General features: G+C 40.0%; 21 protein-coding genes. 5 read left to right on the top strand and 16 right to left on the bottom strand.

Going from position 1 to position 26,152, the window contains the following annotated elements; translation table 11 throughout:
* Window positions 1–43 precede the first annotated feature (43 nt).
* The 6 genes from ACTB00_RS01330 to hemN form a co-directional block, all read right to left on the bottom strand.
* Window positions 44–598, bottom strand: a complete 555-nt coding sequence (locus ACTB00_RS01330) for an RNA polymerase sigma factor (protein ID WP_463298148.1) — start codon at window positions 596–598, stop codon at window positions 44–46.
* A gap of 98 nt (window positions 599–696) precedes the next feature.
* Window positions 697–1,377 (bottom strand): L-rhamnose mutarotase, encoded by a 681-nt coding sequence (locus ACTB00_RS01325; protein ID WP_463298147.1) that lies wholly within the window; start codon window positions 1,375–1,377, stop codon window positions 697–699.
* Between the two features lie 93 nt (window positions 1,378–1,470).
* Entirely contained in the window at window positions 1,471–2,484 is a 1,014-nt protein-coding gene (hemH, locus tag ACTB00_RS01320) for a ferrochelatase (RefSeq protein WP_463298146.1), read from the bottom strand.
* Window positions 2,485–2,523: 39 nt separating this feature from the next.
* Window positions 2,524–3,423 (bottom strand): oxygen-dependent coproporphyrinogen oxidase, encoded by a 900-nt coding sequence (hemF, locus tag ACTB00_RS01315; protein ID WP_463298145.1) that lies wholly within the window; start codon window positions 3,421–3,423, stop codon window positions 2,524–2,526.
* Window positions 3,424–3,441: 18 nt separating this feature from the next.
* Window positions 3,442–4,791: a protoporphyrinogen oxidase gene (gene hemG / locus ACTB00_RS01310; RefSeq protein ID WP_463298144.1), complete on the bottom strand. Its 1,350-nt coding sequence runs from the start codon at window positions 4,789–4,791 to the stop codon at window positions 3,442–3,444.
* Window positions 4,792–4,794: 3 nt separating this feature from the next.
* A complete protein-coding gene (gene hemN / locus ACTB00_RS01305) occupies window positions 4,795–6,171 on the bottom strand; it encodes an oxygen-independent coproporphyrinogen III oxidase (RefSeq protein WP_463298143.1) in 1,377 nt (458 codons plus the stop codon).
* A gap of 441 nt (window positions 6,172–6,612) precedes the next feature.
* Between hemN and ACTB00_RS01300 the strand changes: the two genes are divergently transcribed.
* Window positions 6,613–7,863: a C1 family peptidase gene (locus ACTB00_RS01300; RefSeq protein ID WP_463298142.1), complete on the top strand. Its 1,251-nt coding sequence runs from the start codon at window positions 6,613–6,615 to the stop codon at window positions 7,861–7,863.
* Between the two features lie 334 nt (window positions 7,864–8,197).
* Window positions 8,198–9,355: a serine hydrolase domain-containing protein gene (locus tag ACTB00_RS01295; protein WP_463298141.1), complete on the top strand. Its 1,158-nt coding sequence runs from the start codon at window positions 8,198–8,200 to the stop codon at window positions 9,353–9,355.
* Between the two features lie 45 nt (window positions 9,356–9,400).
* Here ACTB00_RS01295 and ACTB00_RS01290 read toward each other — a convergent pair whose 3' ends face one another.
* From ACTB00_RS01290 to ACTB00_RS01250, 9 genes are all read right to left on the bottom strand, one after another.
* Window positions 9,401–10,159, bottom strand: coding sequence for a sulfite exporter TauE/SafE family protein (locus ACTB00_RS01290; protein ID WP_463298140.1), 759 nt, complete (start codon window positions 10,157–10,159; stop codon window positions 9,401–9,403).
* Window positions 10,160–10,291: 132 nt separating this feature from the next.
* Window positions 10,292–11,536: an Nramp family divalent metal transporter gene (locus ACTB00_RS01285; protein WP_463298139.1), complete on the bottom strand. Its 1,245-nt coding sequence runs from the start codon at window positions 11,534–11,536 to the stop codon at window positions 10,292–10,294.
* Window positions 11,537–11,715: 179 nt separating this feature from the next.
* The gene (locus ACTB00_RS01280) at window positions 11,716–12,432 is read right to left on the bottom strand and encodes a GW dipeptide domain-containing protein (RefSeq protein WP_463298138.1); all 717 of its coding nucleotides are present in this window, start codon (window positions 12,430–12,432) and stop codon (window positions 11,716–11,718) included.
* Window positions 12,433–12,531: 99 nt separating this feature from the next.
* On the bottom strand, window positions 12,532–14,142 hold the full coding sequence (locus ACTB00_RS01275) for a hypothetical protein (protein WP_463298137.1): 1,611 nt from the start codon (window positions 14,140–14,142) through the stop codon (window positions 12,532–12,534).
* 2 nt (window positions 14,143–14,144) lie between these two features.
* A complete protein-coding gene (locus tag ACTB00_RS01270) occupies window positions 14,145–16,268 on the bottom strand; it encodes a hypothetical protein (RefSeq protein WP_463298136.1) in 2,124 nt (707 codons plus the stop codon).
* Window positions 16,241–17,806, bottom strand: coding sequence for a hypothetical protein (locus ACTB00_RS01265; protein ID WP_463298135.1), 1,566 nt, complete (start codon window positions 17,804–17,806; stop codon window positions 16,241–16,243). Before ACTB00_RS01265 ends, ACTB00_RS01270 begins: the two co-directional genes overlap by 28 nt.
* A 98-nt stretch (window positions 17,807–17,904) precedes the next feature.
* On the bottom strand, window positions 17,905–19,242 hold the full coding sequence (locus ACTB00_RS01260; protein ID WP_463298134.1) for an NAD(P)-binding domain-containing protein: 1,338 nt from the start codon (window positions 19,240–19,242) through the stop codon (window positions 17,905–17,907).
* A 3-nt stretch (window positions 19,243–19,245) separates the two neighbouring features.
* A complete protein-coding gene (locus ACTB00_RS01255) occupies window positions 19,246–20,115 on the bottom strand; it encodes a hypothetical protein (RefSeq protein ID WP_463298133.1) in 870 nt (289 codons plus the stop codon).
* A gap of 76 nt (window positions 20,116–20,191) precedes the next feature.
* Window positions 20,192–20,482, bottom strand: coding sequence for a hypothetical protein (locus tag ACTB00_RS01250; protein WP_463298132.1), 291 nt, complete (start codon window positions 20,480–20,482; stop codon window positions 20,192–20,194).
* A gap of 235 nt (window positions 20,483–20,717) precedes the next feature.
* On the opposite strand from ACTB00_RS01250, the gene ACTB00_RS01245 reads away from it, so the two are divergent.
* On the top strand, window positions 20,718–22,559 hold the full coding sequence (locus ACTB00_RS01245) for a YgiQ family radical SAM protein (protein WP_463298131.1): 1,842 nt from the start codon (window positions 20,718–20,720) through the stop codon (window positions 22,557–22,559).
* 57 nt (window positions 22,560–22,616) lie between these two features.
* On the top strand, window positions 22,617–23,366 hold the full coding sequence (locus tag ACTB00_RS01240) for a DUF4197 domain-containing protein (protein WP_463298130.1): 750 nt from the start codon (window positions 22,617–22,619) through the stop codon (window positions 23,364–23,366).
* A 49-nt stretch (window positions 23,367–23,415) separates the two neighbouring features.
* Here the strand turns inward: ACTB00_RS01240 and mnmL are convergent, their stop codons facing one another.
* On the bottom strand, window positions 23,416–24,360 hold the full coding sequence (gene mnmL, locus ACTB00_RS01235) for a tRNA modification radical SAM protein MnmL/YtqA (protein WP_463298129.1): 945 nt from the start codon (window positions 24,358–24,360) through the stop codon (window positions 23,416–23,418).
* A 240-nt stretch (window positions 24,361–24,600) separates the two neighbouring features.
* Between mnmL and ACTB00_RS01230 the strand changes: the two genes are divergently transcribed.
* Window positions 24,601–26,133, top strand: a complete 1,533-nt coding sequence (locus ACTB00_RS01230; RefSeq protein WP_463298128.1) for a DUF4301 family protein — start codon at window positions 24,601–24,603, stop codon at window positions 26,131–26,133.
* Window positions 26,134–26,152: the final 19 nt, after the last annotated feature.

Here is a 26,152-nt window from a genome sequence, read left to right as displayed (position 1 = left end):
CAGACACTAACAGCTATATACCAGCAACTTACAAACAACTGATTTATTTTCTTATGCAATGAAAATGTAGCAATACAAAATCCTTCGGATCTAATTCTTCCTTTAAAAATTGATAAGATCGGGCAATCTGGGTTTTAACGGTATTGATTGAGATATCTAAACGGTCGGCAATTTCGCGATAGGTTAACGATTCGAAAACAGCAAGTTCCAGAATTTTTCGCCGCTGTTCCGGAATTCGTTGAATGGCTTTATAAAGATTTGCGTAGTATTCTTGCTCATTGATCGATTCTTCAGTCGGAACCTCTGGAAGCTCTTTTACTTTTACCTCGAACTTGTTTTTATTTTTCCTGATATAACTTACGATCTCGTTGCGCAACACGAGAAATATATAGGCTTTCAGCGACTTTTCTATTATAATGTACTTCCGCCGATTCCAAAGCTTTATAAAACAGTCGGAAACCAATTCTTCAACAACCGTCTCCTGCTGAAGATATTTACACGCCCATAAAAACAATTGAGAATAGTATTTATCATGAAGCCTCTTTAAAGCATTCATATCGTCAGCCACAATATTTCTCCAAATGTTTTGATCTTCCATGTAGATTAGCACAAGCAATGCTCATCAAAAGTAAGAAAAATAAATTCTTGTGTTGATGAATGTTCAGTCTTCTCTTCTGCCAGGATAGAAAAATAAATTTACTCAACCGGATTCAGAAACAGCCAGACAACTCCTTCTGGTGCTTCTTCTAGGCCTTCCTGATATTGGCTCATTTGAGCATTCCATTCATCAACGCGAGGATTATTTTCAGTCGTTTTAGGGTTTAGCTCATCCAGACTCTCCCCTTTCGGAATGCTGATAACCAACATCAACTGCCTTCCGGTGCGAAAAACCAACAATTGCTGAAAACTGGCATTACAAAACCCTTGAGCAACCTCGGGCCACTCTTCAAACTGAGTGCGGTGATACTCCATATATTCACTTTGCTTCACCGTATCTTCAACCAGATTTGCAGTCAACAAAATGTTATCCCATTCCTCGGCAATAGAAGAATCATCACACCTTGTTCGATCAAAACTATAAAATGGCTGATCGTAAGTTTTAATGGTAACATTCGGAAAATTTGCTTTTAGCTTTTCGCTTGCTTGTTGCAGTTCCTGAAACTGAGAATAGAGAACCCAGTGGTTTTCCCAATTATACACAGCATCCTTATCAATACCATTCTCTGCACAAAAGGTCCTCAAGGCCTCTCTCGACAACGAACTCTCATCATGAGCAATCAGTTCTATTATTGAAGGATAATCAGGCTTTTGGCCTTCATCGTTGCATGCGAAAAAAAATAAAGAAAGTACAAGGGCTAAGAGAAGTTGCTTTGTCATGAGTTCAATGTTTAATTAAAAGGTGCTATTGTCAAAAATCAGGTCTATCATCTGAATGACTCTGAAAGTTATCTGTCCAAATGAAATGATTTTTCATGAATTAATCAATTCTTTCAAGGTCTCAATCCACAAGGGATGATCGTTCAAACTTTCAACCAATTGAATTTTTTCTCCACCGTGTTCTTCAAATAACTCCTGATATTCAACTCCAATTTCAACGGTTGTTTCCAGGCAATCGGCCACAAATGCGGGCGCTACAAACAAAATTCGTTTTACTCCTTCTTTCGCTTTTTGAATAACCAATTCATCAGAGAAGGGCTTGAGCCAATTTTTGGTCAGCCGTGATTGAAATGATAAAGTGTAATCATCCGGTTTCAGGCCCAGCGACTTTGCCAACAAGCGGGTTGTTTGGTAACAAGTTGCCTTGTAGCAATATTTACCATGCTCAGGCATGGCTTGTTCGCAGGTACATTCCGTTGAAGCAATCTCCGGATGCACTTTATCAACTTGTCTGTTCGGCAAACCGTGATATGAAAAAACAATGTGGTCGTATGTTTCAGGCTTGAACTCTTTAATGCGCTCAGTAAATGCTTTGATAAAAGCAGGATGATCGTAAAACTGGCTTACGAATCGAATCTCCGGGATAACTGTCCATTTCGCCACTTCCTTTGATACGAATTGGCCGATCGTTCCGGTTGTTGACGATGCGTACTGCGGGAACACCGGAATAATGATCATTTTTCCAAAACGCTGATCACGAACCTGACGAAGCACTTTTCTCAAATGCGGATTTTGATAGCGCATGGCTGTGAAAACCTGATAGTCATTGCCCAGTGATGCTTGCAGTTTATCTCTGTTTTTATTGGCATTTACCAATAGTGGAGAACCTTCTTCAGTCCAAAGCATCTCATAAAGCTTGGTGGATTTGGGAGCCCTAAATGGCACAATAATCAGGTTCACCAACAACTTTTGTGGAATTAAAGGGAGATCAATCACTCTACGGTCATTCAAAAACTCGAATAAATACCGTCGAACGGCAGAAACTTTGGGTTCATCTGGTGTTCCCACATTAACCAATAAAACGGCTGTTCTTTTTGAATTGTCCATAAAGCTTATGTATTCCTATCAATGATTTTCAAAACAAATTTAAATATTGTGTATCCAATCGATCTCTTTTTTTAACAATCGGAGTGTTTCTTCTTCCTTCGAGCCTTTATCAGGTTGATAATCGTAGGTCCATGATGCCAGCGGTGGCATACTTAAAAAAATTGATTCGGTACGACCATTCGACTCCAGTCCGAATTTAGTTCCCCGATCATAAAGCAGGTTAAACTCCACGTAACGGCCCCTTCGCAGTAGTTGCCATTGTCTTTCATCATCGCTGATCTCTTTCCTACGATTGTTGTTCAACAACTCAATATATATCTTCGGATAAGCCTCAGCCAACGCTTGTGTAAAGGCAAAAAACTTTTCAAAATTTGCTTCCGAAGTACCATCCTGATGATCGAAGAAAATTCCACCAACACCTCTTGTTTCATCCCGATGAGGCAGATAAAAATAGTCGTCAGCCCACTTTTTATACTCCCGGTAAAACTCCATGTCGGACTGATCGCAAACCTTTTTGAGTTCCTGATGAAACCAACTAGCTTCCTTTTTATTGACATAGTGAGGTGTCAAATCAATTCCTCCACCAAACCATGCTTTTCCGGAGCTTAGTTGAAAAAAGCGGACATTCATATGGGTAATGGGTACATGCACATTGCGTGGATGAATGATGGACGAAATCCCGGTGGCAAAATACTCTTCACCATCCTGAATGCTCAACGCCTGGCGCATTCGCTCACTAACCTGACCACCAACTGCCGAAAAGTTAACCGCAGCTTTTTCAATGGCATCACCATTTTCAAGCACCATGGTGTAGCCTTGTCCAATTTCTTTTTCCCAGTGGTCGGTCTCAAAAATGGCACTCCCATCAGCCGAAGCCAGTTCGAAACAGATTTGTTGTTGTTTTTCACGATAGGCAGAAGCAACTCTCTCATTTCTCATATTAATCAAAAATTTGCGCTATTCGATGGTCTCAGCCAACATTCGTCCTTGCCTAATCCGGTCGGCCATGCCAATGCCACCACGAATATTTCCTCCCAACAACAAGCCGGCATAAGTCGACTCCATTTTCTCAATCGCTTTTAGGCGATCGGCTGATTCTTTACCATACTGCGGAATAGCATGCTGATAACGATTAATAACCAACAAATCAGGTTGCCATTTTGTTAGCCCGAGCATACTTTTCATTTCCTTTTCGACCAATGCTACAATTTCATCATCCGTCAAATCAACCATTTGAGGCTTTCGTACACCACCCAAAAAAGTTGACAATAATGCTCCGCCTTTTGGTGCACGGTTCTTCAAAAATGTGGATAAAAACAAGACGCCAAGAATATCGCGGTTTTCATGAAACGGGATCAATCCTCCAAAAGCTTTGATAGGAATTCCGTTCCACTTATTATAGCCAACTGAAACCTGCACAACTTTTGCGTAAGGCATGGCCTCAATTTTTTCTATTTCAGCTGAAGGAAGAAAAGGAAAAAGCGTGCGTAGAGCATATCCACCAACGGTAGAAATTACCTGATCAAATTCCTTGAATTGATTTGATTTGTTTGAAATCTGATATTTACCTTTTGAGTGAACGATCTGCAAATCTGTTTGATTTAACGTTATGCGTTCTTCACCAATGGAATCAGCCAAAGCGTTGATTAGTGATTTCAAACCACCTTTCATCGAAAACACTTCCCTTGTTGCTTTTTTATCCCAATCAGTTTTGGGTTCTTTTGATTTTTTAATTGAACCTCCAATAAAACTGCCATACTTTTGCTCCAAATTATACAATTTTGGCAATGCGTATTTTGTAACCAGTTTTTCGGGGTCGCCCGAATAAATTCCCAGAATAAAGGGATCAACAGCATATTTCAGAAAGCTTTCACCCATGCGCCGCCTCACTAAACCGGCCAACGACTCGTTTGGATCAGTCCCCGGCTTACGAAACGGCTCGCCAAGGATTCGGAACTTGTCGTACCACGAAAACAGGGGCGTTTTAATTCCACCCATCAAACCCGAGGGCAAAGCATGCCAGCGGTCACCTTTCCAAATCCATCGGAATTTGGCATCTTCATCTGCAATTTCTAATTCGCACGCATCTCCCAGTTCCTCAATTAAAGCAGCTGCCTCCGGATGCCCCAACACACCGGTACTTGGCCCATTTTCATACATGAACCCATCCTTCTCAACCGTTTGAATCACTCCTCCTACCCGATCCGATTTTTCGAAAACCTGAACATCAATTCCTTTCTTTTTCAGGTAATAGGCAGTGGTTAATCCAGTTAATCCGGCTCCAATAACAGCTACTTTTTTACTCATCGTTTAAACTGATTTTGAAAACTTCTTCACGCTTCCTTCTAATCGAACATCGAATACGGCAGCAATATTTCGTAAAAAGAAACGGCCTAAGTCAGTTATAAAAATCTCTTCTTTCGTGTAAGTCAACAAATCGTCTGCTACAAAATCATCTAGTTTTGATTCCTTAAAATCAAGCAATTTCTTCAAGCTTTTTTCTGTTGTTTGAAATTGATCTGCTATTTGTGCCCACGACAAATACTGGTTGCACATGATCTCGTTTATAATTTGTCGGATAATTTTATCCGTTTCAGAAAGCGAATAACCTTTCACAATTTTGATTGATCCGCTTTCAACGGTATCAATATATTCTTTTACCGTTCTCGCATTTTGTGCGTATACATCTTCTAACTGACTAATTCCGGTTACACCAAAAGCATAAACTTGCCCCGTCGTTTCGCGAGTACAATAGCCCTGAAAATTTCGGTGAAGCGAGCGATTTTTCAAAGCAATTGCCATGTCATCATTCGGCTTGGCATAATGATCCAGACCAATGGGAACATAACCAGCATTCGTCATCAGCGACCAGGCTTCCTCAAACATTTTTACTTTGTCTTCAGCAGCAGGCAAACCATAATCTTCCAGCTTTTTTTGAGCCTTTTTTACCCAAGGCACGTGGGCATACGAAAAGGTCACCAAACGATCAGGGTTAATGGTAATCGCTTTTTCAATGGCTTCACCAAACGACTCGACAGTTTGATAGGGTAATCCATAAATAAAGTCGAGGTTAACCGATACCCCAACGTGCTGGCGGATCATGTGAACCAACTCGCTAATTGGTATCTCAGGCACTTCGCGCCGTAAAGCATTTAACACTTTTTCCTTAAAATCCTGCACTCCCAGGCTAATTCGATTAAAACCGAAAGATACCAATTGATCAATGTAAGCTTGATCTAACAGTGCGGGGTTACATTCAATGGCAATCTCCGGTTTATCTATAAATTGATATTCTGAATTGAAAATAGCCATCACTTCACCAATCAGCTCGGCAGGTAAAACATTTGGAGTTCCTCCTCCCCAGTGTATCTGCGAAATTTTTCGATCATGATCAATCAATTTATTCAGCATATGGATTTCCGTTTTCAGGGCTTCCATGTAGTGCTTCATCATATCCTGATCCTTGGTAATATGTGTATTACATCCGCAGTACAAACATAATTGTGTACAAAAGGGAATGTGTAAATAAATCGAGATATTCTGAGGTTCTTTCTCATTCGAATCTTCGACAGCCACCAGGAAATCATCGGTTTCAAAATCGCCACCAAAAAAATTGGCTGGCGGATAACTTGTATAACGAGGAACCGGGACATTATATTTTTCAATTAACTCAACAGGTATTTTCATATGATTGCAATTGTTTGCTTTTAAAGGTAATAACTGAAACTCGCTTAAGGTAATTATGTTCCCCAGTGTGAAATATTCTGGCTCTCGCTTATTCTACAGGGAATTTCATACTTACGAAAACAACAGAACGTTAAAACAGAATAGATTGACTATCAGCTTCCACCAAAACAATCTAGTCAGTTAAAAGCGTTCAAAAACAATTATTACAATACTGATTTTCAACAAAATCTAAATGTATAAGAAAAAAAGTTCTCTCCCAATGAGACAAATCTGTTTTTTATCAACGAATAACCGATTTTAAGACATAAAAAACTCTTTTTTAAAAGCTTGCAGTTCTAAAAAAAGTTTTGCAAAATTATTCTTAACATTTGTAATTCCTGACATTACTCAGCGACCGATTCACTTAGAAATAGTATTTTGTCACTTTAAAATGATAATATAATGTATAAGAAATTATTACCCCTAATTGCCATTTGTCTTGCCATGAATGGCTATGCACAAAAAAACACCAGTAAAGGGAAAGTTGAAGTTTACGAAAAAGGAGAAGGTTATTACTACGAATCAATCCTGAAAGACGTAAACGCAATAAACGAGAAGCTCGAAGAGAAGGAACCTTTTGTACGATTCAAGATGGATCAGTCTGACCTTGACCTACCGAACGATCCGGGTTTATATGAAACGGCCTGGTGCAATCAAACTGAATCACAAGGAAATGCAGGAACTTGCTGGTCGTTCTCAACCACTTCATTTTACGAGTCTGAAATATTCAGACAAACCGGGAAGAAAGTAGAACTTTCGGAAATATACACCGTGTACTGGGAGTACGTTGAAAAAGCCCGCCGTTATATTGAGAAACGAGGAAAATCATTATTTGACGAAGGATCGGAAGGTAATGCCGTGGCTCGAATTATGAACCGTTATGGAGTTGTTCCCGAAGAAATTTATACCGGTTTATTGGATGAACGCAAATTTCACACGCACGCAAAAATGATGGAAGAAATGCGTGGATTTCTGGAGTCGATGAAGGAGAACAATGCCTGGAATATTGAATATGGACTGGAAACAATTAAAGCTATCATGAACCACCACATTGGTGAGCCTCCGGTAGAATTTACTGTAGAAGGAAAAACATACACACCCCTAACATACATGACCGACTATCTCCGCTTAAACCCGAATGATTTCGTTGAAATACTTTCGTACAAACAAGAACCATACTGGCAGCAAGTGGAGTACAACGTGCCGGATAACTGGTGGCACAGTGATGACTATTACAATGTTCCGCTCGACGTATTTATGGATGTTGTGAAAAAAGCCACGAAAAAGGGATATACGATGAGTATTGGAGGCGATGTTTCGGAAACCGGCTTTAGCCGCGAAACCAATTGTGCGATGGTTCCTGATTATGATATTCCGTCAGCATATATTAATGAAGATGCCCGACAATTCCGTTTTTCAAATGAAACAACCACTGACGATCATGGCATGCAACTAATCGGCATTTTGGAAAATTACAAAGGCAGTGGTAACGATTGGTACTTGATTAAAGACTCTAGTTCGGGCTCGCGAAATGTAGGTGAAGATGATCCGAAATTTGGTTACTATTTTTTCCACGAAGACTATATCAAACTAAAAATGATGGGATTTACAATTCATAAAGATGCCGTAAACGACATTCTGGAGAAATTTTAGTTCATCTAACACGACAATAAATACAAGGAGGCTTTCATTCATTTGAAAGCCTTTTTGCATTTATTAACCTTTTTTCATATCGAAAAACGCGCTTTTATTCCCGATTTTTTTAATTTCATGCCCCCGAAAATGAAATGCACTTTTGCACCATCATTTAACGCATCAGAACATCAACATTAAGAGTCTAAAATTTCAGAATAATGAAACGACTATGATCAAAACCTTGTTAACAAAGAAGACTGACTATCTGGAAGTTAAACATGTTGACGCACAATATAAAAGCCCTACATTGGAGTATGAAGATTGCACGAATTTAAATTAAAAAAATAGAAACATGAAAAAGAAAATAGTGTTGAAAACGTTCCTCTCCCTGGTTGCATTTCTGATGGTATTTACTTCGTGTCAAAAACCAAATAAGGAAACGGGAAATGCTCCAATTTATAAAAAAAAGTACAAAGAAGAGATTCTTAAATCTAGAGATGACATAAGAAGCTACCTAATAAGCAGCTCGGTTCCGGGTATGTCGGTTTGTGTATCGATTGATGGTGAAATTGTATGGTCTGAAGGGATTGGAGTTGCCAGTAAAGAGTTGAAAGCCCCGGCAACCCGGGACACCAAATTTCGAATTGGAAACACGTCTGAATTACTGACCAGCTACCTCATTGCTAAATTCCATGAACAAGGCAAACTGGATCTGACTCATAGTTTTTATGAATATGTTCCCAACTTTCCGAAAAAGAAATATGATTTTACCCTGCTCGAACTTGGTTCAAGTGTTTCTGGTTTCAGAGATATGAAAATGGAAGATCTCGTGAAATATAAAGATCTAAAAAACCTGAAAGAGTATGTTCAAAAATTGGAGAATGATACACTTGTATACGAGCCAGACACCTACTTTAACGATTCGGAGTATAATTATGCCTTATTAGGTATTTTGGCAGAGAATGTTGGTAAGGACAAATTTAGCAAATTAGTTAAAAAGCAGATTCTTGACACCTTGAATATAGGAAATACACTTGTCGATTATCAACATGCAATCATTCCGAACAGAAGTGAAACCTATTATCGTGATTTCATTGCACGATTGATTAAAGCACCAGAAGTAAACCTATTGCCATTTGCTCCTACCTTGGGGTATCTATCAACCGCCGATGATTTAAATCAGCTGGCTCAGCAAATACTTAAACCCGGCTTTTTCAATCAGGAAACACTGGATCTTTTTTACAACAAACACAGACTAAGCGGGGGTCAGGAAGTTTTGAGAAGTTTTGGTTGGATTTCAACAGCAGACCGGTTTAACCGGAAATTAATTGCCAAATTAGGAACAACAATTGGTGGCAGCTCAGCAGTTGGAGTTTTCCCCGATCAGAAACTGGTGATTACCCTATGCTCGAACCTCGGTGACGATATAGGAGAATTGCCTATTGCGAAAATTGCTGAGAAGTTTTTAGAAAAACTAGACCCGATAAAGGAAACGAAAGAAGAAAAATAACTCCATAAATAGTGATAAGGCCGGAATCATTTCCGGCTTTATTTTTTATAAGCCGACAAGCAATTTTACGGTTATCAGAGCAAGGACAACGATTAACACATAGCGAACCAATTTTGCTCCACCTTTCATCGTAAACTTTACTCCGATCCACGCACCGAGCATATTTCCACAAGCTAGCATTAAACCACTTAGCCAATCAATCTGATCGTGAAAAATAAAGATCACTATGGCAAATATGGTATACACCAATACAATGAAAAGCTTAATAGCATTAGCCTTTACCAAATCATAGCCACAACCTAAAACTAATCCTCCCAAAAGAAGAAAACCAACCCCAAGCTGGATAAATCCACCATACATTCCGATAAAAAAGAAAACGATATACTGAATCAGGCTCGGCTTTTTATTCACTTTACCAACCTGTTTTTTAACCCAGGCATCCGGCTTGAAAATAATAATCAGCAGCATGAAAAGCATAACGAAACCAATAATCGTCTCTAACAGTTGAGGATCAATCTCAACCGCAAACAATGCTCCGATTATTGCACCGACAACCGCTGGCAGAGCCAATCTATAATCCGTCTTTAAATCGAATACTTTTTCTTGCCGGAATGAATTAACACCAACAATATTTTGGAATAAAATGGCCACGCGATTGGTTGCATTGGCAATATTAGCCGGCAAACCCAAGAATATCAGGAAAGGTAAAGATAACATCGATCCACCTGCTGCCATAGCATTAATAACACCAGCGACAAGCCCAACACCTACCAGAGCAAAATAATAGTACCACTCCATTGCCATAAACTTAGTTCAATGATTAACGAAGTACGAATATAGATAACTTTGCATTATGCTCTAAATAGGAGCATATAGAGGCAGTAGATTATACCAAGGCCAAACAAGCTTAATCACTGAAATCAGCCGTGTAATTGATTATAGAAATCGAATCCACAAAAAGTACAAAGCAAAGGTTATAAGTACAATCAATCCAACCCACGATAATACCATCAAAAAACGTCCTGGTTTGTATTTATCCGGCACATGTTTAGCCGTAATCGCTTTTAAGTTTAAAAAGCCAAGTACTGGTGCTGTAATAAATGATAATGTTGTAGCAATATCAACCAACAATTTCATTTTATCAGAGAATTGAAAAATCAATAGTACTGCGCCCGCAACCAAAACAATCATCCACAAAAGGTTCAATTTTGTGTAACTCGTACTTTTTGTGTTCTCGGGTTTTAAGGTATCTACAACTGAATTAAGCACCCGCGGATAGGCATCCAACACAGTTAGGGTTGTGCTAAACATGGTGGCAATAGCTGCAACGGCGATAATCCAATACGACCAACTTCCTATTGTTTTGGTGTATAATGACAACAACTGTTTTGAAAAAGCAACCCCGCCTGTTGCAAATATTTCGCCGGAATTATACATGACCATGGCCCCCAAGCCAAGAAAAGCCAATGCAAAAAATACGGTAGTAAAATAACCAATATTGAAATCGAGCATCGACTCCTTCAAGCTGGGTTTGTAACCCGATTCCTTGATCTTCGCAATTGTCCATAATGAATTCCATACCGAAATATCAATAGCACTTGGCATCCATCCGATTAAGGCAACTAAAAACGAGATATTCGTTGTATTCCATACAAACGGGACAGCTTCCCGAACAACCATAGTTTCATTAGTTGTAAAAGAAGCGACCAAAGCTGTAATAGTGGAAAGCGATAAAACTATAATAACAAATTTGATTAGCCGATCCAATGTTTTATAGTGACCAATCAGAATGATTAAAGCACAGATCAGTAATAAGATGATTGTGAATTGTAAATAACTCAACGAAAAGGGTAATACAGAACCAATAATGCCGACCGTAACCGATGTTACAGCGGCCAGTATGGTGAACATCGTTGCAATGGTGAGAATTAGAAATAAATAAACCACCCACTTCCCCATTCTTCGGTAACCAGCAATCAAACTTTCGCCCGTTGCAATAGCATATCGTGGGCCGAATTGAAAAAAAGGATATTTAAACAGATTCGCCAGCAGAACGACAATAATCAGTTGAAATCCGTAATTAGCTCCTGCCCTGGTTGATTGAACAAGATGTGATACTCCAATTGCAGCTGCTGCCCAAATCAATCCCGGACCGATTGCCTTCCACCATTTTTTTTGCATAAACCTGAATTAGCTCAATATTACAGTACATCAAAAATACTGAAAAGAAGGGAATTACAAGCTCTAATAGTACTCATCCATTTACAAACAACAATTCACCCATCCGAAATTACGTCAAAAAAAAAGACTCCTTTGGTTTTAAAACCAAAGGAGTCTTCTATTGTGTATAATCCAATACCCTACTTCGTAATCTTTCCCTGTTCCAAAATCAAATCGTAAAAATAGCCGGCTCCAAAGTCCTTATCTAAAACAACAACACCCTCAACAGTGATTACATCGCCAACCTGAGCTGTTTCATCCGATGTAAACGTTAAATCATAACTCTCTCCAAACTTGGTACCATCCTGAATGTGCAGCCAGTTGCGCCCCATGATATTTAAGTTGACTTTTACAACCTTGCCCTTAACTTTTACAGTTTTGTTTGAATAATCAGCTTTTGATTCATACAATTGAGCAATTGTCAATCCTCCATCAACCGGTTGAATGTCAATATCGGAATTATAATCTTCAATCGCTTTTCCCTGAGGAGAAGTTTTTCCGACCATTGGATTAGTCGTAGTCGCTTTAATAGGTTCTGTACTGAAGTTCTGTACAAAGAAAATAGTCTCAAACGTACGATCCAATGCCTTACTATTAAAGTCTTTCATTTCCAATGGCGAATCGTAATAATATTTTTCACCTTCACTAACCTCCTGACTGTTGACCGCCATCCAAAATTCTTTTCCATTTTCTTCAACCTTCAAATAAGTATAACTATCCGTTTGAATGATTTCATTCACCGTCACCTGGTGCATCAAAGTATTGGTATCGATAGGTTTTACAGGTTCTTTCTTTTTCTGTACACAAGAAGATAGCGCGAGGCTACTAACAAGAAATAATGCAATTAAAAGTCTCATAAATTGTATTTTAAATTATTCATCAATAAATTCAGTTATTCGCTAAAAGTAAACAAAGCGTTTAAAATAAAGTTAGATCGAAAATTGATATTTCGCAATTTAAAAACGCTTTGTCAGATTTAAATAAATATTGTTGTATTTGGATGCATCCTGAATGGTCATTTCATAGTTAGCCGAAAGTGAAAACTTTCTCGCAATCCGCCAGGTTAAGTCCAATTCGCCAATATGCTGCTTCAATTCGGAACTGGAATCAAAATATTGATAGTTGACATAGCGATAACCCAAACTGGTATAAAGTTTATCATTCAGCAGGTCTTTATAAAAACGAGCCCCGAAAATCTGACCGTCCAAATAGCTCGTTTGTAAAAGATTAGCCGAAAGTGTTGCCGAAGCATCTAATCCGGGAATCCTGCTCATAGAAACAAATCCATTCAACGTTTTGGTCGCGCGAATATCATTGTCGCGAACCCGGTAACTTGTGTTAAGCCCGATGGACAATAAATTTATTGGCCTATAATTCACTCTAAAACTTAACCCTTGTCTTGTTGCCTCTTCCAAGAGCCTATCCACCAGATTTTTAAACGTTTCATAGTATATCACATTTTTTCGTGCATCATAAGAAACATACACGGAAAGGGGGCAAATAATCCGGTAACGCAATGAAAAATAAAGACTTGTCAGGCTCAACGTATTTGTTGAAATTCCATTCTCAAGCGTGTATAAATCCAGTTCAGAAGATACAAACAGAAACAAGTTTTTCAATAAAGAGTTGCTATGCTGAAAATACATGAATCTGCGATCAGTATTACCTTTATTTTGCTGTTCAAAAAACGCCAATGAATTACTCATCAACCCGTTATCCGATTTTAAATCATGCGCAACATAAGCTCCAAATTCCAGCAATTTCGTATTCAGACTATAATCCTGATAATCGGGACGAAAACCAACCACCGCTCCAAATCGGAAATCGTTCAACCCGGTTTCATACTGCAAACCATCAATTGCACCAATATTCGATAAATTCCGGTTAACTCTGCGCCCCAGCCAGATGGAAGACTGCTTACCTGGTTGATATTTAACTGCCAAACTATAAATTTTCAAGGCACTAAAGATGTTCTCCTGCACACTCGTCCAATCATCTGTTTTGTGGGTGAAAGCGAGATAAGTATCGGTTGAAAAACGACTATCTCCAATGTTATTGGCTTGCAACGAAAAATTGTAGCGCAACCGATGACTACTGTTGTCGGTTTCATTTGAAAAACGGGAATAGGATGACGCAGAAATTCGTCCCCGAATCCTCTCTTCAAGCTTCATCTCCTCCTCTCCCGTCTCCGATTGTTCTTGGATTGTCGAGCCAATCTTTGTTGAGTCTTTCACCATATCCACTTCTCCACCCACAGCGGGTTGTTCGGCCTCAACAACTGGCGGATTCGCATAGACATCCTCTCCCATGGAAACTTCAAGACTACTCAATGGTGTTCCCATGCAGGAAAGTGACGATCGTGACTCGATAACAATTATGGGTTTGAAACTATCAGTGCGCTTCACATAAAGAGTGTCTCCAACATGAAGGTTATTCGAGTCGTCAAACCGCACATAAATGCTTTGAGCTGACAGGTAGGAAATCTTCCCTTGGTATTCACTTTCAACCTGTGAATAACCAATAGACGCCCCCGCCATCAACAATATGGTCAAAAATAGGTACTTCATTATTAATCTTCTCTTCCTTGAGGATGACATGACAAGCAGGCTGCACTGTTATATGAATAACCACTTCGTCCACTATGTTCATCATCCATTCTTGACTGACTATGTTCATGGCAAGTCAAACAGGTAAACGATGCAAAATTAGAAGCGACTTGATGACATTCGGTACAGCTATTCCACTCTCCACCGTGTTTCCCACTGTAAATTGGAAAATATTGAGCATCGTGGTTAAAGGTTGATGGCTCCCATGCATTTGTTGTATGGCACGACTCGCAATCTGTTGGAAAGTTTGCCGCTAAATGATTCGGATCAGTCGTTGAATTGTAGTTATCCGTATGACACTCGTAACAAGTGTTCGGCGTGTTCGTGTAATTTCCGGCGTGGCAATCAACACAACTGGTCGCTGTGTGAGCACCAGTCAATGCAAACCCTGTGGCATCATGATTAAAGCTTGCTCCCTCCCAGTTATTGGTGGTGTGACACGAAGCACAATCAGTTGGAAAACCGGATGCCTGATGGTTCGGATCAGTCGTTGAGTTGTAATTTTCATCGTGGCAATCAAAACAAGTGCTCGGCGTATTCGTGTAATTCCCAGCATGGCAATCAACACAACTGGTCGCTGTGTGAGCTCCGGTCAGTGCAAATCCAGTTGTATTGTGATCAAAGCTTGCACCCTCCCAGTTATTGGTCGTGTGACACGAAGCACAATCGGTTGGAAAACCAGATGCCTGATGGTTCGGATCAGTCGTTGAGTTGTAATTTTCAGTATGACAGCCGTAGCATGTAATCTCTGTTGTGGTATAATTACCGTTGTGGCATACCGCACAATCATTGGCAATTGTAGCATGAGCACCGGCAAGAGCATAAAACTCGCTATGAACAGGAAAGCTTGCAGGTTGCCAATCAGGGTCAGAAGTATGACAATCAGCACAAGTAACTGCCAATGACAGGTTCTGATGATTTGGATTACTGGTCTGGGTGTAATCTGGTTGGTGGCAGTCGACACAAGCGGATGAGGTATTAGCAAAACCATCTGCGTGACAACCGATACAATCAGTTGTTGCATGCACTCCTAATAACGAGAATCCTGTTGAACTATGATTAAAAGCACCTGATTCCCGACCAGTTGGGTGGCACGAATAACACAGATTACTTTTGTAGCTGTATCCGTTGACTCCTCCATGTTCATCATCCATTTCAGATTGATTGTGCTCATGACAAGTCGTACAGCTAAATTCTGCATAACTTGCTGAGTTGGTATGGCATTCAGTACAACTATTCCATTCACCATGATGTTCCCCAGAATAAATTGGAAAAAACTGAGCATCATGCTGCTTGAATTCTGCTGGCGACCATCCAGGTGTCAGATCATGACATTCAGCACAATTGGTAGAAAAATTTAGTTGCTGATGTTTTGGATTCAAACTAGCCGTGTAATCAGTTTGATGACAAACAAAACAAGCATTGTCAATCTTCTCAAACGTTCCCGAAGTGTGACATTCAGCGCAGCTAATAGCATGTCCTCCGTTCAATGGAAAAAAGTTGTGCTCAAAATTAGCCGACCGCCAACCGATTGCCTTAGCGCTGTGACATTGCACACAATCAGTTGAATAGCCTGATTGCTGATGATTGGGAGAAGTTGTAGCCATAAAGTCTTTCAAGTGGCAATCCACACATGCAACGCCCAAGGGTTCAAATTGAAGATTGCTGGCCGATTCATGACAGGAATAGCAATCGGCTGTTGCATGCGCCCCCTGCAAAGGGAAACGACTGAGATCATGAATTTTACGGACGTTGGATACTAACCAACTTGCAGGAGTATGACAACGGGCACAATCCATCCCCAATGTATTATTGTGGCGATCAGTATGACACGACACACATTCATTAGCTGCAGTCGAAAAATTCAAGTCTACATGACAGGCTTTACAAGTCAACTGTTTGTGTTGACCAATTAAGTCAAAATCTGTTTGACTATGGTCAAATTGCATATCTTCCTTGAGCAGCTCCCAACTCTCAGGGGAATGGCACAGAGCACAGTCGATGTTAAAATCGTCCCCATGAGGCGACTGAGCTATTGTTACCAAATAGGCAAAAAATGCTATGACGAAGAATGACAGCTTGCGCATTTTATATCTTTTTTAAATTCATACTGAATGTACGTTCCTGAAGGATCAGTAACCGGTGGATGGCATTTTTGACAGTCCACTTTTTGATGAGCTCCTTCCAATACAAATTGGGTTCGATCATGATCAAACCGCTCAGCCTTCCAGTCATCAAAAAGATGACAACGCTCACATTTCGTCTCTTCTTTTTCGTTGAATTGCCCCCGGTGAACATCCGAATGACAAGTTTCACATTGTGTAGATAAACCAGCAAAATACTGCTTCCGCCCAGTAGCATCTGCTTTGAAGTGGCAATCACGACATGCTGTTTGTGCATGTTTACCAATTAACTCGAAATTGGTGTTTCGATGGTCAAAATTAATCTTTCCCCAGTTAGTAACGTTGTGACATGAATTACATTGTTGTACAGGCATATATTTTTCAGAAATATGTCCTTCATGTATGTTTTCGTGACAATCAACACAAGTCGATCCAATTTTCCGAAACTCCCATTCTTCAGTCTTCTTATGGCACATAAAACAAGGAGTTGCGAGGTGTGCCCCAGCGAGTTTGAATTTAGTTTGATTGTGTTTCTCAATACTGAATAACGAAGGAGTAAAACGATTCACCGAGTGGCATTCGTCACAATCAGCTTGTCCCTCTTCGAGGGTGAACTGTCCTTTATGATAATCAGAATGGCATGATTTGCATTGATTATGAGCGATTGGATCGGTGTAATTTTGCTTATGACACTTGTTGCAATCCACTTTTTGGTGCTTCCCTTTTAATGGATAGCCGGTTTTACGGTGATCAAAATTCGAGCGATTGGCTATTTCGTGAAATGATTCTTCGGAATGGCATTGCACACAATTTTGTCCAAACTTGTTTTCATGCACATCCTCATGACAAGCGGTACAATTGGCAAACTCAACATTGGCAAATTTCTGAAACGCAACTCCCTCCCGTTCCTCTTTTTGATGACACTTTTCGCAGTCAACCTTTTGGTGTTTTCCTTTTAATGGAAAGTCTGTTTTTTGGTGTTCAAACTTTGCGGCAGGCACAAAAGCATCTTGATTGTGGCACGACAAGCAGTTTTCATCCAATGTCTGCTGGTGATAGTCTTTATGACAATCCAAGCATTTTGTTCCCAATCCCAGGAATGTATTTCCGTCCTTTTTTTGTGATGTTCCTTGCTGAATCAATTCCTGCTTGTGACAGTCTTCGCACTTAATTTCCCGGTGCTTTCCCGCCAGCCTAAATCCGGTAAGCTCGTGATTAAAGTTTTCCTGATCAAACCTTACCATTTCAAATTTTTGACCATGATGCTCACTATGGCAAGCAAAACAGTCCTTTCCTTCTACTTCTTCGGAAGCATGATAACCCCTATCGCCTTTAATCAAATGTTGAATTTCAGTATGGCAATCCAGGCACTTTTCATTCGTCACCTTTTCACCCAACACATGGCATTTTGTGCAGTTGCTAAGTCCTTCCAAATGCTCATGTGCTTTGGTCAGGTCTCCAGGCGAAAGTTGCGCAAAAACCAGTGCAGGAAAAGCAATCAATAACCCTATGACGATGTTCTTTTTCAGTGTAAATGAATTTTAATTTCAAAGTAACGAAATAGAAACATATTCTGATATATCGCTATATCTATTTTATCTTATTTATCATGTTTCAAAATAGCCTCGCCAAACTTCTTGGTGATTTGAATTCCCGCACTTTCAAGAAACTTAGTCGGCAATTCCCCACCCGCAAAAATGTATACCAAATCATTCGGCAACTCAACAGGGTCTGTTTTTTCAGGATCGGTAATCAATACAGAGCCATCTTTAATTTCAACTAAATTCGTATTGAAGCGAATATCAATAACCCCTTCGGAAATCATCTGATCAACTTGTGCTTTATTCTTTGGTTTTATTCGACTAAAAACATCCTTTCGATATGAAAGAACAACCCTATTTTGTCGACATAACAATAATGCGGCTTCAATTGCCGAATCGCCACCACCAACAACTACAATGTTCTTTTCATGAATCTGTTCCGGCTCCAACAATCGATAAGCAACTTTAGTACTTTCTTCACCCGGAATATTTAATTTTCGCGGAGTTCCTCTTCGTCCGATAGCCAATAAAACTTTTCGTGCCGAATAACTTTGCCCACTTTTGGTCTCCACTACAAAATGACCGTTAACCCGATTAATCGACTCTACTTTCATTCGCTCTATAATCGAGATATCATGCTTACTCATCACATCAGTCCACAAATCGAGTAGTTCAACTTTACTGGTTTCATATAAGCGAACTTTCCCGTAAAGCGGAAGTTCCATAGGTGCAGTCATGACTATCTTTGAGCGTGGAAAGGTAAACACTGTTCCCCCGAGCGAATCCTGCTCTAAGGTGACCACTGATAACTTATGTTTTTTGGCTGCCAACGTTGCAGAGATTCCGGCAGGGCCGGCTCCAACAACTAATAAATCATAATCAGCCTGATTTTTTTTGTCGATTTTCTTCACCAAATGCTCTACCGCTTGCCTCCCCTGCTCCACGGCATTTCGAATCAATCCCATGCCACCAATTTCACCGGCGATATAAATTCCGGGAACGTTTGTTTCAAAAGTCTGATCAACATGAGGCAAATCAACACCCCGTTTTTCGGTTCCTATAACCAAGGTAATAGCCTGGGTTGGACAGGCATGAAAACAAGCTCCGTGACCAATGCAACGGCTGGCATTGATGGTTGTAGCACGCCCATTTCGAATTCCTAAAATATCATGCTCCGGACAAGCTGAAATACATGCTCCGCTTTTGATGCATGAATTTGGGTTAACAACCGGATGCAAAGAAACCGGTTCATAAAGACCATCAACTTTTGCTTGCTCAATCTTTGCCTCAACCAATTTGGATTCCTTGCTTAATTTACGGACGTAATACCAGACAATCAGCAGAAGAAAAACTCCGACAACCGAATAAATCAATATTTGCTCAACGATTACTTCCATCTTTTAAAATATCCAGCGGTAACCAAAAGTAAGGGAAACCGCCACATGTATAATCATTACAACCAACATTACCAGTGCAAATGGTAGGTGGGCAACATGCCAATAACGAAACAGATTTTGCATATTCGTCAGTCGGTCAATTTTACGATTCAACACAATTTCAAAACGAATTAATTTCCAGGCTTCCCGAAAACTCTCCTTACTCAATTGTTGTGCTTTAAGTTGTCTTTTTATTTGCCTTTGTATTTTCCTTTCAAACTGATACTTCGCAAAAAAACGCTGAATCATATTTCCTCCTAATCGACCAGGACGAGATTTTACTGCCGCTAATATTTCATTCAGCAATTCTTCATCCAACTGGTCCTTGTTTTTTAACTGTTCATTTAGCGCCACTTTTTTCTGATCCAGCTCACTCAGGCTAAGTTCACGCCCTTCAATGGTCCGCGGTATTTGCAAATAAATGTAGCGACCAATAATTCCGCTTGCCACAACTGCAACCATGCTCCAAAAACTAATGGAAACAATTCCCCCAAATTTGAAAGCCGTATGAAACAAGACCAGAATTGGTCCCAGCGTGCACAGAAAGATGTGGAACTCAAGCCAGTATTTTAAAACTCCAAAACGTGAAAACATCCGAACTCTTTTCCTGATCATGTACATGGAAACGCCTACAACAATCATTAATGAACCAATAATTCCCAAGCCATGGCCAATCATTCCACTAGGCTTCAAACTCTGGTGACTATCGTGGTAAAACCGGTCTTCCAGATTGAGTCTATAATAACTGTACCCTTCGATGCTTAGATAAAACAAAACAAAGAGGACAACAAAAATCAATGTAGAAATATATATTCTATGAATGTTTAACCTCATTCTTTTCTGCTATAAACGTTAGTTTCCAGAAGTATTGTATGCTAGACACAGTTTCCCGGAAATCTCATACTGACAACTATTCATGATTTTCCTGTGGTTGTTGCTGGTGCTCAGCTCCTACAATATCAAGAGAATCCAAGCGAAATATAAACCATATTAAACTCTGTTCCAAGCTCCAAGCGACGATTAATTCAAATTCCATTGCACCTCTTGAATCAAATTTCCTCAGAACATTTAGTAAATATCCTGATAAATGAAGATCGACCCTACTATTTTTTTGAAAAAGATCAATTCGGACTGAAGTAAAGCGATCGTTTAAACAAAAAAAACGTTTCAACAAGAATGAATTTTCACTTACCTCATTCATTTTCAAGAATGAGAAGGCTTCCTGCTTAGCTAAAACCGGCCTAAAACAGATCTGCAATTTTTTCCTTTTAAAAACAACTCAGTCAGTTTCCAGAAATACCAAACAGATCTAATGACACCCAAATCTCAAAGCGGCTATTTTTAAACTTACCACTTCACAAAAAAAAGAGCTTAAAGTCTTTTTAATCAGCAAAAGCATGGTATCTTTGCAGTTGCAAATTTCAAAACGAAATAACGTGAATCAATTATACGCAAAATACAAACCAAGCGATTGGCTACCTACAACCAAAAAAGAAATTGAACAGCGGGGATGGGATGAATTGGATGTCATTTTATTTACCGGAGATGCCTATGTTGATCATCCATCGTTTGGCGCTGCTGTGATTGGGCGGATATTGGAGGCAGAAGGATTGCGAATTGCGATTGTGCCCCAACCCAACTGGCAGGATGATTTGCGAGATTTTAAAAAACTAGGGGCGCCACGGCTTTACTTCGCGGTAACCTCGGGCAATATGGACTCGATGGTGAACCACTACACCGCCAACAAACGCAAGCGATCTAATGATGCCTACACTCCGGGGGGACAACAAAATAAACGTCCCGACTATGCCGCAACGGTATATTGCAACATTCTGAAAGATCTGTATCCTGAAACTCCAATTATGTTGGGTGGCATTGAGGCCTCCTTGCGCCGGGTTTCGCATTACGATTATTGGCAAAATGAATTGAAGCCCTCCATTTTGGTTGATTCAAAAGCCGATCTGCTTTTCTATGGAATGGGCGAAAAATCAATTATCGATTTTACCAATTTAGTCAAACGAGGCGTCGATGCCCGAACCATTACCAATTTGCCACAAACTGCTTTTTTGGTGGAGCAAGGAGAAAAATATGCCACCAATAAAAAGTGGAACAACATCGATTTGTTTTCGCACGACGAGTGTTTGAATGACAAGAAAAAGTTTGCCAAAAACTTCATGCACATCGAGGAAGAGTCAAACAAGTCGGAAGCCAACAAAATTACCCAGGAAATTGGCAACAAACAGGTGGTTGTAAATCCGCCATGGCCGCCACTGGAAGAAAAGGAGATTGACCGTTTTTATGATTTGCCCTTTACGCGGCTTCCGCATCCAAAATATAAAAGCAAGGAAACCATTCCGGCCTACGAAATGATTCGCCACTCGATCAACATTCACCGGGGGTGTTTTGGTGGCTGTACGTTTTGTACCATTTCGGCACATCAGGGGAAATTTATTGCCAGCCGTTCCGAGAAATCCATTTTGAAAGAGCTGGAGCAAGTTACCCAGATGCCTGACTTTAAGGGCTATATTTCCGACCTTGGCGGGCCTTCAGCCAACATGTATAAAATGAAGGGTATCCATGAGGAAATCTGCCGTAAATGCAAACGTCCTTCCTGTATTTTTCCTGATGTTTGTAAGAATCTGGATGTCGATCACAAGCCCATGCTCGATTTGTACCGAAAAGTCCGCCAGCACCCGAAAATAAAGAAAGCTTTTGTTGGAAGCGGCATTCGTTACGATATGATTTTGCACGAAACCAAAGATAAACAGGTCAACAAGAATAACATGACCTATTTGCGCGAAGTGGTTAAACACCACGTATCAGGTCGCTTAAAAGTTGCTCCCGAGCACACTTCAGACGATGTATTAAAAATCATGCGAAAACCTTCATTCAGTCTATTTTATAAATTGAATAAGGCTTTTAACGAAATCAATAAAAAGGAAGGGCTAAACCAACAATTAGTTCCCTACTTCATTTCGAGTCATCCCGGATGCCAAAACACCGATATGGCCAACCTGGCAGCCGAAACCAAGCAATTGGATTTCAAGCTGGAGCAAGTTCAGGATTTCACACCGACACCAATGACTTTAGCCACTGTTATTTATTATACCGGCTATCATCCATACACCATGGAAAAAGTTTACACGGCTAAATCGAAAAAAGAAAAACTATCGCAACGGAAATTCTTTTTCTGGTATAAACGAGAATATCAGCAACAAATTCGACAAGAATTAACTAAATTGAACCGCAAAGATTTATTGAAAAAAATTATGAATTAGTCATTCGTAATTGAACAATTAGTCACTGGTTTAATTTAGAATTTGAAACCTTTTACCATGAAAATAAGATTTGCCTTTATCGGATTTTTGATGATCGTGCTTGCCGGGTGCGCGGAGATGCAACAAATCGCAAAAACGATTTACGACGAGGAAGCACCATTGTCCCAGTCTGAAATAATTGCAGGATTAAAACAAGCCCTGATTGTTGGAACCGACAGTTCGGTGGCAGAACTCTCCGGATTGAATGGCTATTTAAAAGATGAAGCAGTAAAAATCCTACTTCCTCCTGAAGCTGATGCCATTACCAAAAACCTGAGTAAACTTCCGGGCGGACAAGACTTGGTTGATAAAGTGATTACCAACATCAATCAGGCAGCCTCGGATGCGGCAAAGGATGCCGCACCGATTCTACTAAATAGCATCAAGCAAATGACCATACAAGATGCCGCCGGCATTTTAACCGGAGGAGACAATGCTGCCACTGAATACCTGAAACGCACCAACTACGATGCGCTAGTTGACCTTTACCAGCCTAAAATTGAGACTTCTCTCGATAAAAAATTGGTCGGCAATCTGTCAGCTCAGCAATCGTGGGACGAAATGACCGGGCAATGGAATAAGGTTGCGGGATCGTTTGTTGGCCAGCTGGCCGATTTAGATAAAGTTGAAACTAACTTAAGCGCATACCTTACCAAACGTGCAATGGATGGTCTTTTCCTAAAGATTGGAGAAACAGAGAAAAACATTCGCCAAGATCCTGCTGCAAGGGTCACAGACCTGCTGAAACGGGTTTTCTCAAAACAATAAAATTAATTCCATTTCTATTTTCTGAATTTGAGATTTGAAACCTAAAACGTCAGGAACGGAGCCGCCCTTGCCAGGTATTTCTTTCTTTCAGGCGTTTTTCGACTTTAGCCACAAACTCAAAATTCTTTAATCCCCATTTAGGGGCAATCAACAATTCTTTGGGCGCCTGACTAATAAACCGTTCTACAATAATTTCAGGACTCAGTAACTCCAGATATTCAATCACCAAATCGATATACTCGTCGGCAGTAAGCAACTGAAAATCCTCCGGATGCTCTTTAAACTCGACTGCCATTCGGGTTCCTTTATGAATTTGCAGCTGGTGCAATTTTATATTTTCAACCGGTAGCTGACTGATTATTGTCGCTTGGGTTAACAGTTGCTCCCTGCTTTCGCCCGGCAGACCAAGAATTAAATGCGCACAGGTATGAACGCCCCTAGAAGCTGTTTCGCGAATAGCCCAACAAGCCTGCTCAAAAGTATGTCCCCGGTTTATTCTCTCCAATGTGTCATCGTTTACCGACTCCACGCCATATTCAACCATCACATAATAATCTTTCGAAAGATCGGCCAGGTAATCCAGTATCTCATCATCGACGCAATCAGGCCGAGTGCCAAGTACCAAACCAATAATTTTAGGGTGAGCCAAAGCTTCTTCGTATCGTTCCTTTAAAACAGTAAGATCAGCATAGGTATTTGAGTAAGCCTGAAAATAGGCCAGAAACTTCATCGACTGATACTTCTTCGAGAAAAAGCCAATCCCTTCGCTTACCTGCTCGGTAATGTTTTTATCAAATCGACAATAGTCTGGCTTAAATGTTTGGTTATTGCAATACGAGCAACCACTTAAAGCCTTTGTTCCATCCCGATTCGGGCAGGTAAAACCGGCATCAATCGAAATTTTCTGTACGCGTTCGCTAAACAGCGTTCGAAAATGTGTGGAAAAGTCATTGTAACGTTTATGATGTCCCCAGGGGAAAATTTGATCAGTCATAGCTTAAAATGTTACGCGAAAATAAAACAAATGCGATTCAATAAAGATAAAATCAATCTGAAATCCACGTATTAAATCGAACACTCAGCTGAATCGCATGTGCTTATTCACCTGAGAATGAAAAAACAAGCTGCCTCTTATCAACAAATGTTGAAAACTTTAAACTCCTTCAGGTGTGATAACGTTCTTATTGTATCGCCTATTTTCTAATTTTATAGTAACTCAATAATACATCAATCTATGTTTACAGCTGAAGATTTAGATTTTATCGAAAAGAGAGGGAGTAACTTATCCACCGTAAAAGAACAAGTCAAAAATTTCGAAAAAGGGTTTCCATTTATGGAAATCATACAAGCAGCCAATATTGGAAAAGGCATTATTCAACTGAATGCTGAACATGCCGAAGAGTTCATCAATTTTTTCGACAAAAACCTTGAAAAGGGAATCTCAATCTTGAAATTTGTTCCTGCCTCGGGAGCCGCCAGCCGGATGTTTAAAAGCCTGTTTGAAGCGAAGTCGAACCTGGAAAGCGGAGTAAGCGAGGAAGAAGTTTGTAACGACAAGGACATCAAAACTTTTTTTGATCGCTTAAATGATTTTGCTTTTTATTCTGATCTGGAGAAAGCTGCGGGCAAACCGGTTGACCAACTCTCCGCACTCGAAGTTTTAAACCTTGTGCTCACCGACGATGGTTTGAATTATGGCAATCTCCCAAAAGGCTTGTTACAATTCCATCAATACGGAAAAAAATCGCGTACCCCATTTGAAGAACATTGTGTTGAAGGAGCGCTTTATTCAAAAGACACATCAGGCAAAGTAAAAATTCATTTTACGGTATCGCCCGAACATCAGGAAGCTTTTCAAGCACACCTGAAAGAGATACAATCAATTTACGAAGATCAGTTCGGACTAACTTACGACATTACGTTCAGCCAGCAAAAACCATCGACTGACACGATAGCGGTAGACATGAAAAACGGGCCTTTCCGCAATGAAGATCAAAGTTTACTTTTCCGGCCCGGAGGACACGGAGCTTTGCTGGACAATTTGAATGATTTAGATGCGGATTTAATCTTTATAAAAAACATTGACAATGTTGTCCCTGACTACTTGAAGGACGAAACGGTCAAGTATAAAAAGGCACTGGCTGGGTTACTGCTTAACTACCAAAAGCGAATTTTCAGCTACCAGCAAATTTTGGACGAGCGTCACTACTCAGCATTAGATAGTAAGTTTTATTCTGAAGCATCTAGTTTTCTCGAAAATGTTTTAAATGTAAAACCACCATCCAATCAATATTACACCGAAAAAGAAGAATTATATCACTACTTGAAATCAAAATTCAATCGCCCAATTCGGGTTTGTGGAATGGTGAAAAATGAAGGGGAACCCGGCGGTGGACCATTTTGGGCCAAAAATGCCGATGATTCAGTCTCGCTTCAGGTTGTTGAAAGCAGTCAGGTTGACATGCAAATTGAGCAGCAAGAATTAATTGCCCAACAAGCCAGCCACTTCAATCCGGTTGATCTGGTTTGCGGGGTAAAAAATTACCAGGGAGAAGCGTATAATTTACTAGAATACAGAGATCCTAAAACAGGATTTATTTCTTATAAGTCAAAAGATGGAAAAGAACTAAAAGCCCAGGAATTGCCTGGACTTTGGAATGGAGCTATGGCTGATTGGAACACACTTTTTGTGGAAGTTCCAATCCTGACTTTCAATCCGGTAAAAACGGTGAACGACTTATTACGAAAAGAGCACCAGCCAGATTAAGTAATTCTAAAAAGTATTA

The sequence above is a fragment of the Sunxiuqinia sp. genome, assembly GCF_055140945.1.
Note: the sequence above shows the minus strand (reverse complement) of the source record. Positions and strands in the feature narration are given on the sequence as shown.

Excerpts from the sequence above, each read along its gene's own strand:
- ACTB00_RS01330 (WP_463298148.1), bottom strand. The coding sequence starts at position 598 with ATGGAAGATCAAAACATTTGGAGAAATATTGTGGCTGACGATATGAAT.
- ACTB00_RS01325 (WP_463298147.1), bottom strand. The coding sequence starts at position 1,377 with ATGACAAAGCAACTTCTCTTAGCCCTTGTACTTTCTTTATTTTTTTTC.
- hemH (WP_463298146.1), bottom strand. The coding sequence starts at position 2,484 with ATGGACAATTCAAAAAGAACAGCCGTTTTATTGGTTAATGTGGGAACA.
- hemF (WP_463298145.1), bottom strand. The coding sequence starts at position 3,423 with ATGAGAAATGAGAGAGTTGCTTCTGCCTATCGTGAAAAACAACAACAA.
- hemG (WP_463298144.1), bottom strand. The coding sequence starts at position 4,791 with ATGAGTAAAAAAGTAGCTGTTATTGGAGCCGGATTAACTGGATTAACC.
- hemN (WP_463298143.1), bottom strand. The coding sequence starts at position 6,171 with ATGAAAATACCTGTTGAGTTAATTGAAAAATATAATGTCCCGGTTCCT.
- ACTB00_RS01300 (WP_463298142.1), top strand. The coding sequence starts at position 6,613 with ATGTATAAGAAATTATTACCCCTAATTGCCATTTGTCTTGCCATGAAT.
- ACTB00_RS01295 (WP_463298141.1), top strand. The coding sequence starts at position 8,198 with ATGAAAAAGAAAATAGTGTTGAAAACGTTCCTCTCCCTGGTTGCATTT.
- ACTB00_RS01290 (WP_463298140.1), bottom strand. The coding sequence starts at position 10,159 with ATGGCAATGGAGTGGTACTATTATTTTGCTCTGGTAGGTGTTGGGCTT.
- ACTB00_RS01285 (WP_463298139.1), bottom strand. The coding sequence starts at position 11,536 with ATGCAAAAAAAATGGTGGAAGGCAATCGGTCCGGGATTGATTTGGGCA.
- ACTB00_RS01280 (WP_463298138.1), bottom strand. The coding sequence starts at position 12,432 with ATGAGACTTTTAATTGCATTATTTCTTGTTAGTAGCCTCGCGCTATCT.
- ACTB00_RS01275 (WP_463298137.1), bottom strand. The coding sequence starts at position 14,142 with ATGAAGTACCTATTTTTGACCATATTGTTGATGGCGGGGGCGTCTATT.
- ACTB00_RS01270 (WP_463298136.1), bottom strand. The coding sequence starts at position 16,268 with ATGCGCAAGCTGTCATTCTTCGTCATAGCATTTTTTGCCTATTTGGTA.
- ACTB00_RS01260 (WP_463298134.1), bottom strand. The coding sequence starts at position 19,242 with ATGGAAGTAATCGTTGAGCAAATATTGATTTATTCGGTTGTCGGAGTT.
- ACTB00_RS01255 (WP_463298133.1), bottom strand. The coding sequence starts at position 20,115 with ATGAGGTTAAACATTCATAGAATATATATTTCTACATTGATTTTTGTT.
- ACTB00_RS01250 (WP_463298132.1), bottom strand. The coding sequence starts at position 20,482 with ATGAATGAGGTAAGTGAAAATTCATTCTTGTTGAAACGTTTTTTTTGT.
- ACTB00_RS01240 (WP_463298130.1), top strand. The coding sequence starts at position 22,617 with ATGAAAATAAGATTTGCCTTTATCGGATTTTTGATGATCGTGCTTGCC.
- mnmL (WP_463298129.1), bottom strand. The coding sequence starts at position 24,360 with ATGACTGATCAAATTTTCCCCTGGGGACATCATAAACGTTACAATGAC.
- ACTB00_RS01230 (WP_463298128.1), top strand. The coding sequence starts at position 24,601 with ATGTTTACAGCTGAAGATTTAGATTTTATCGAAAAGAGAGGGAGTAAC.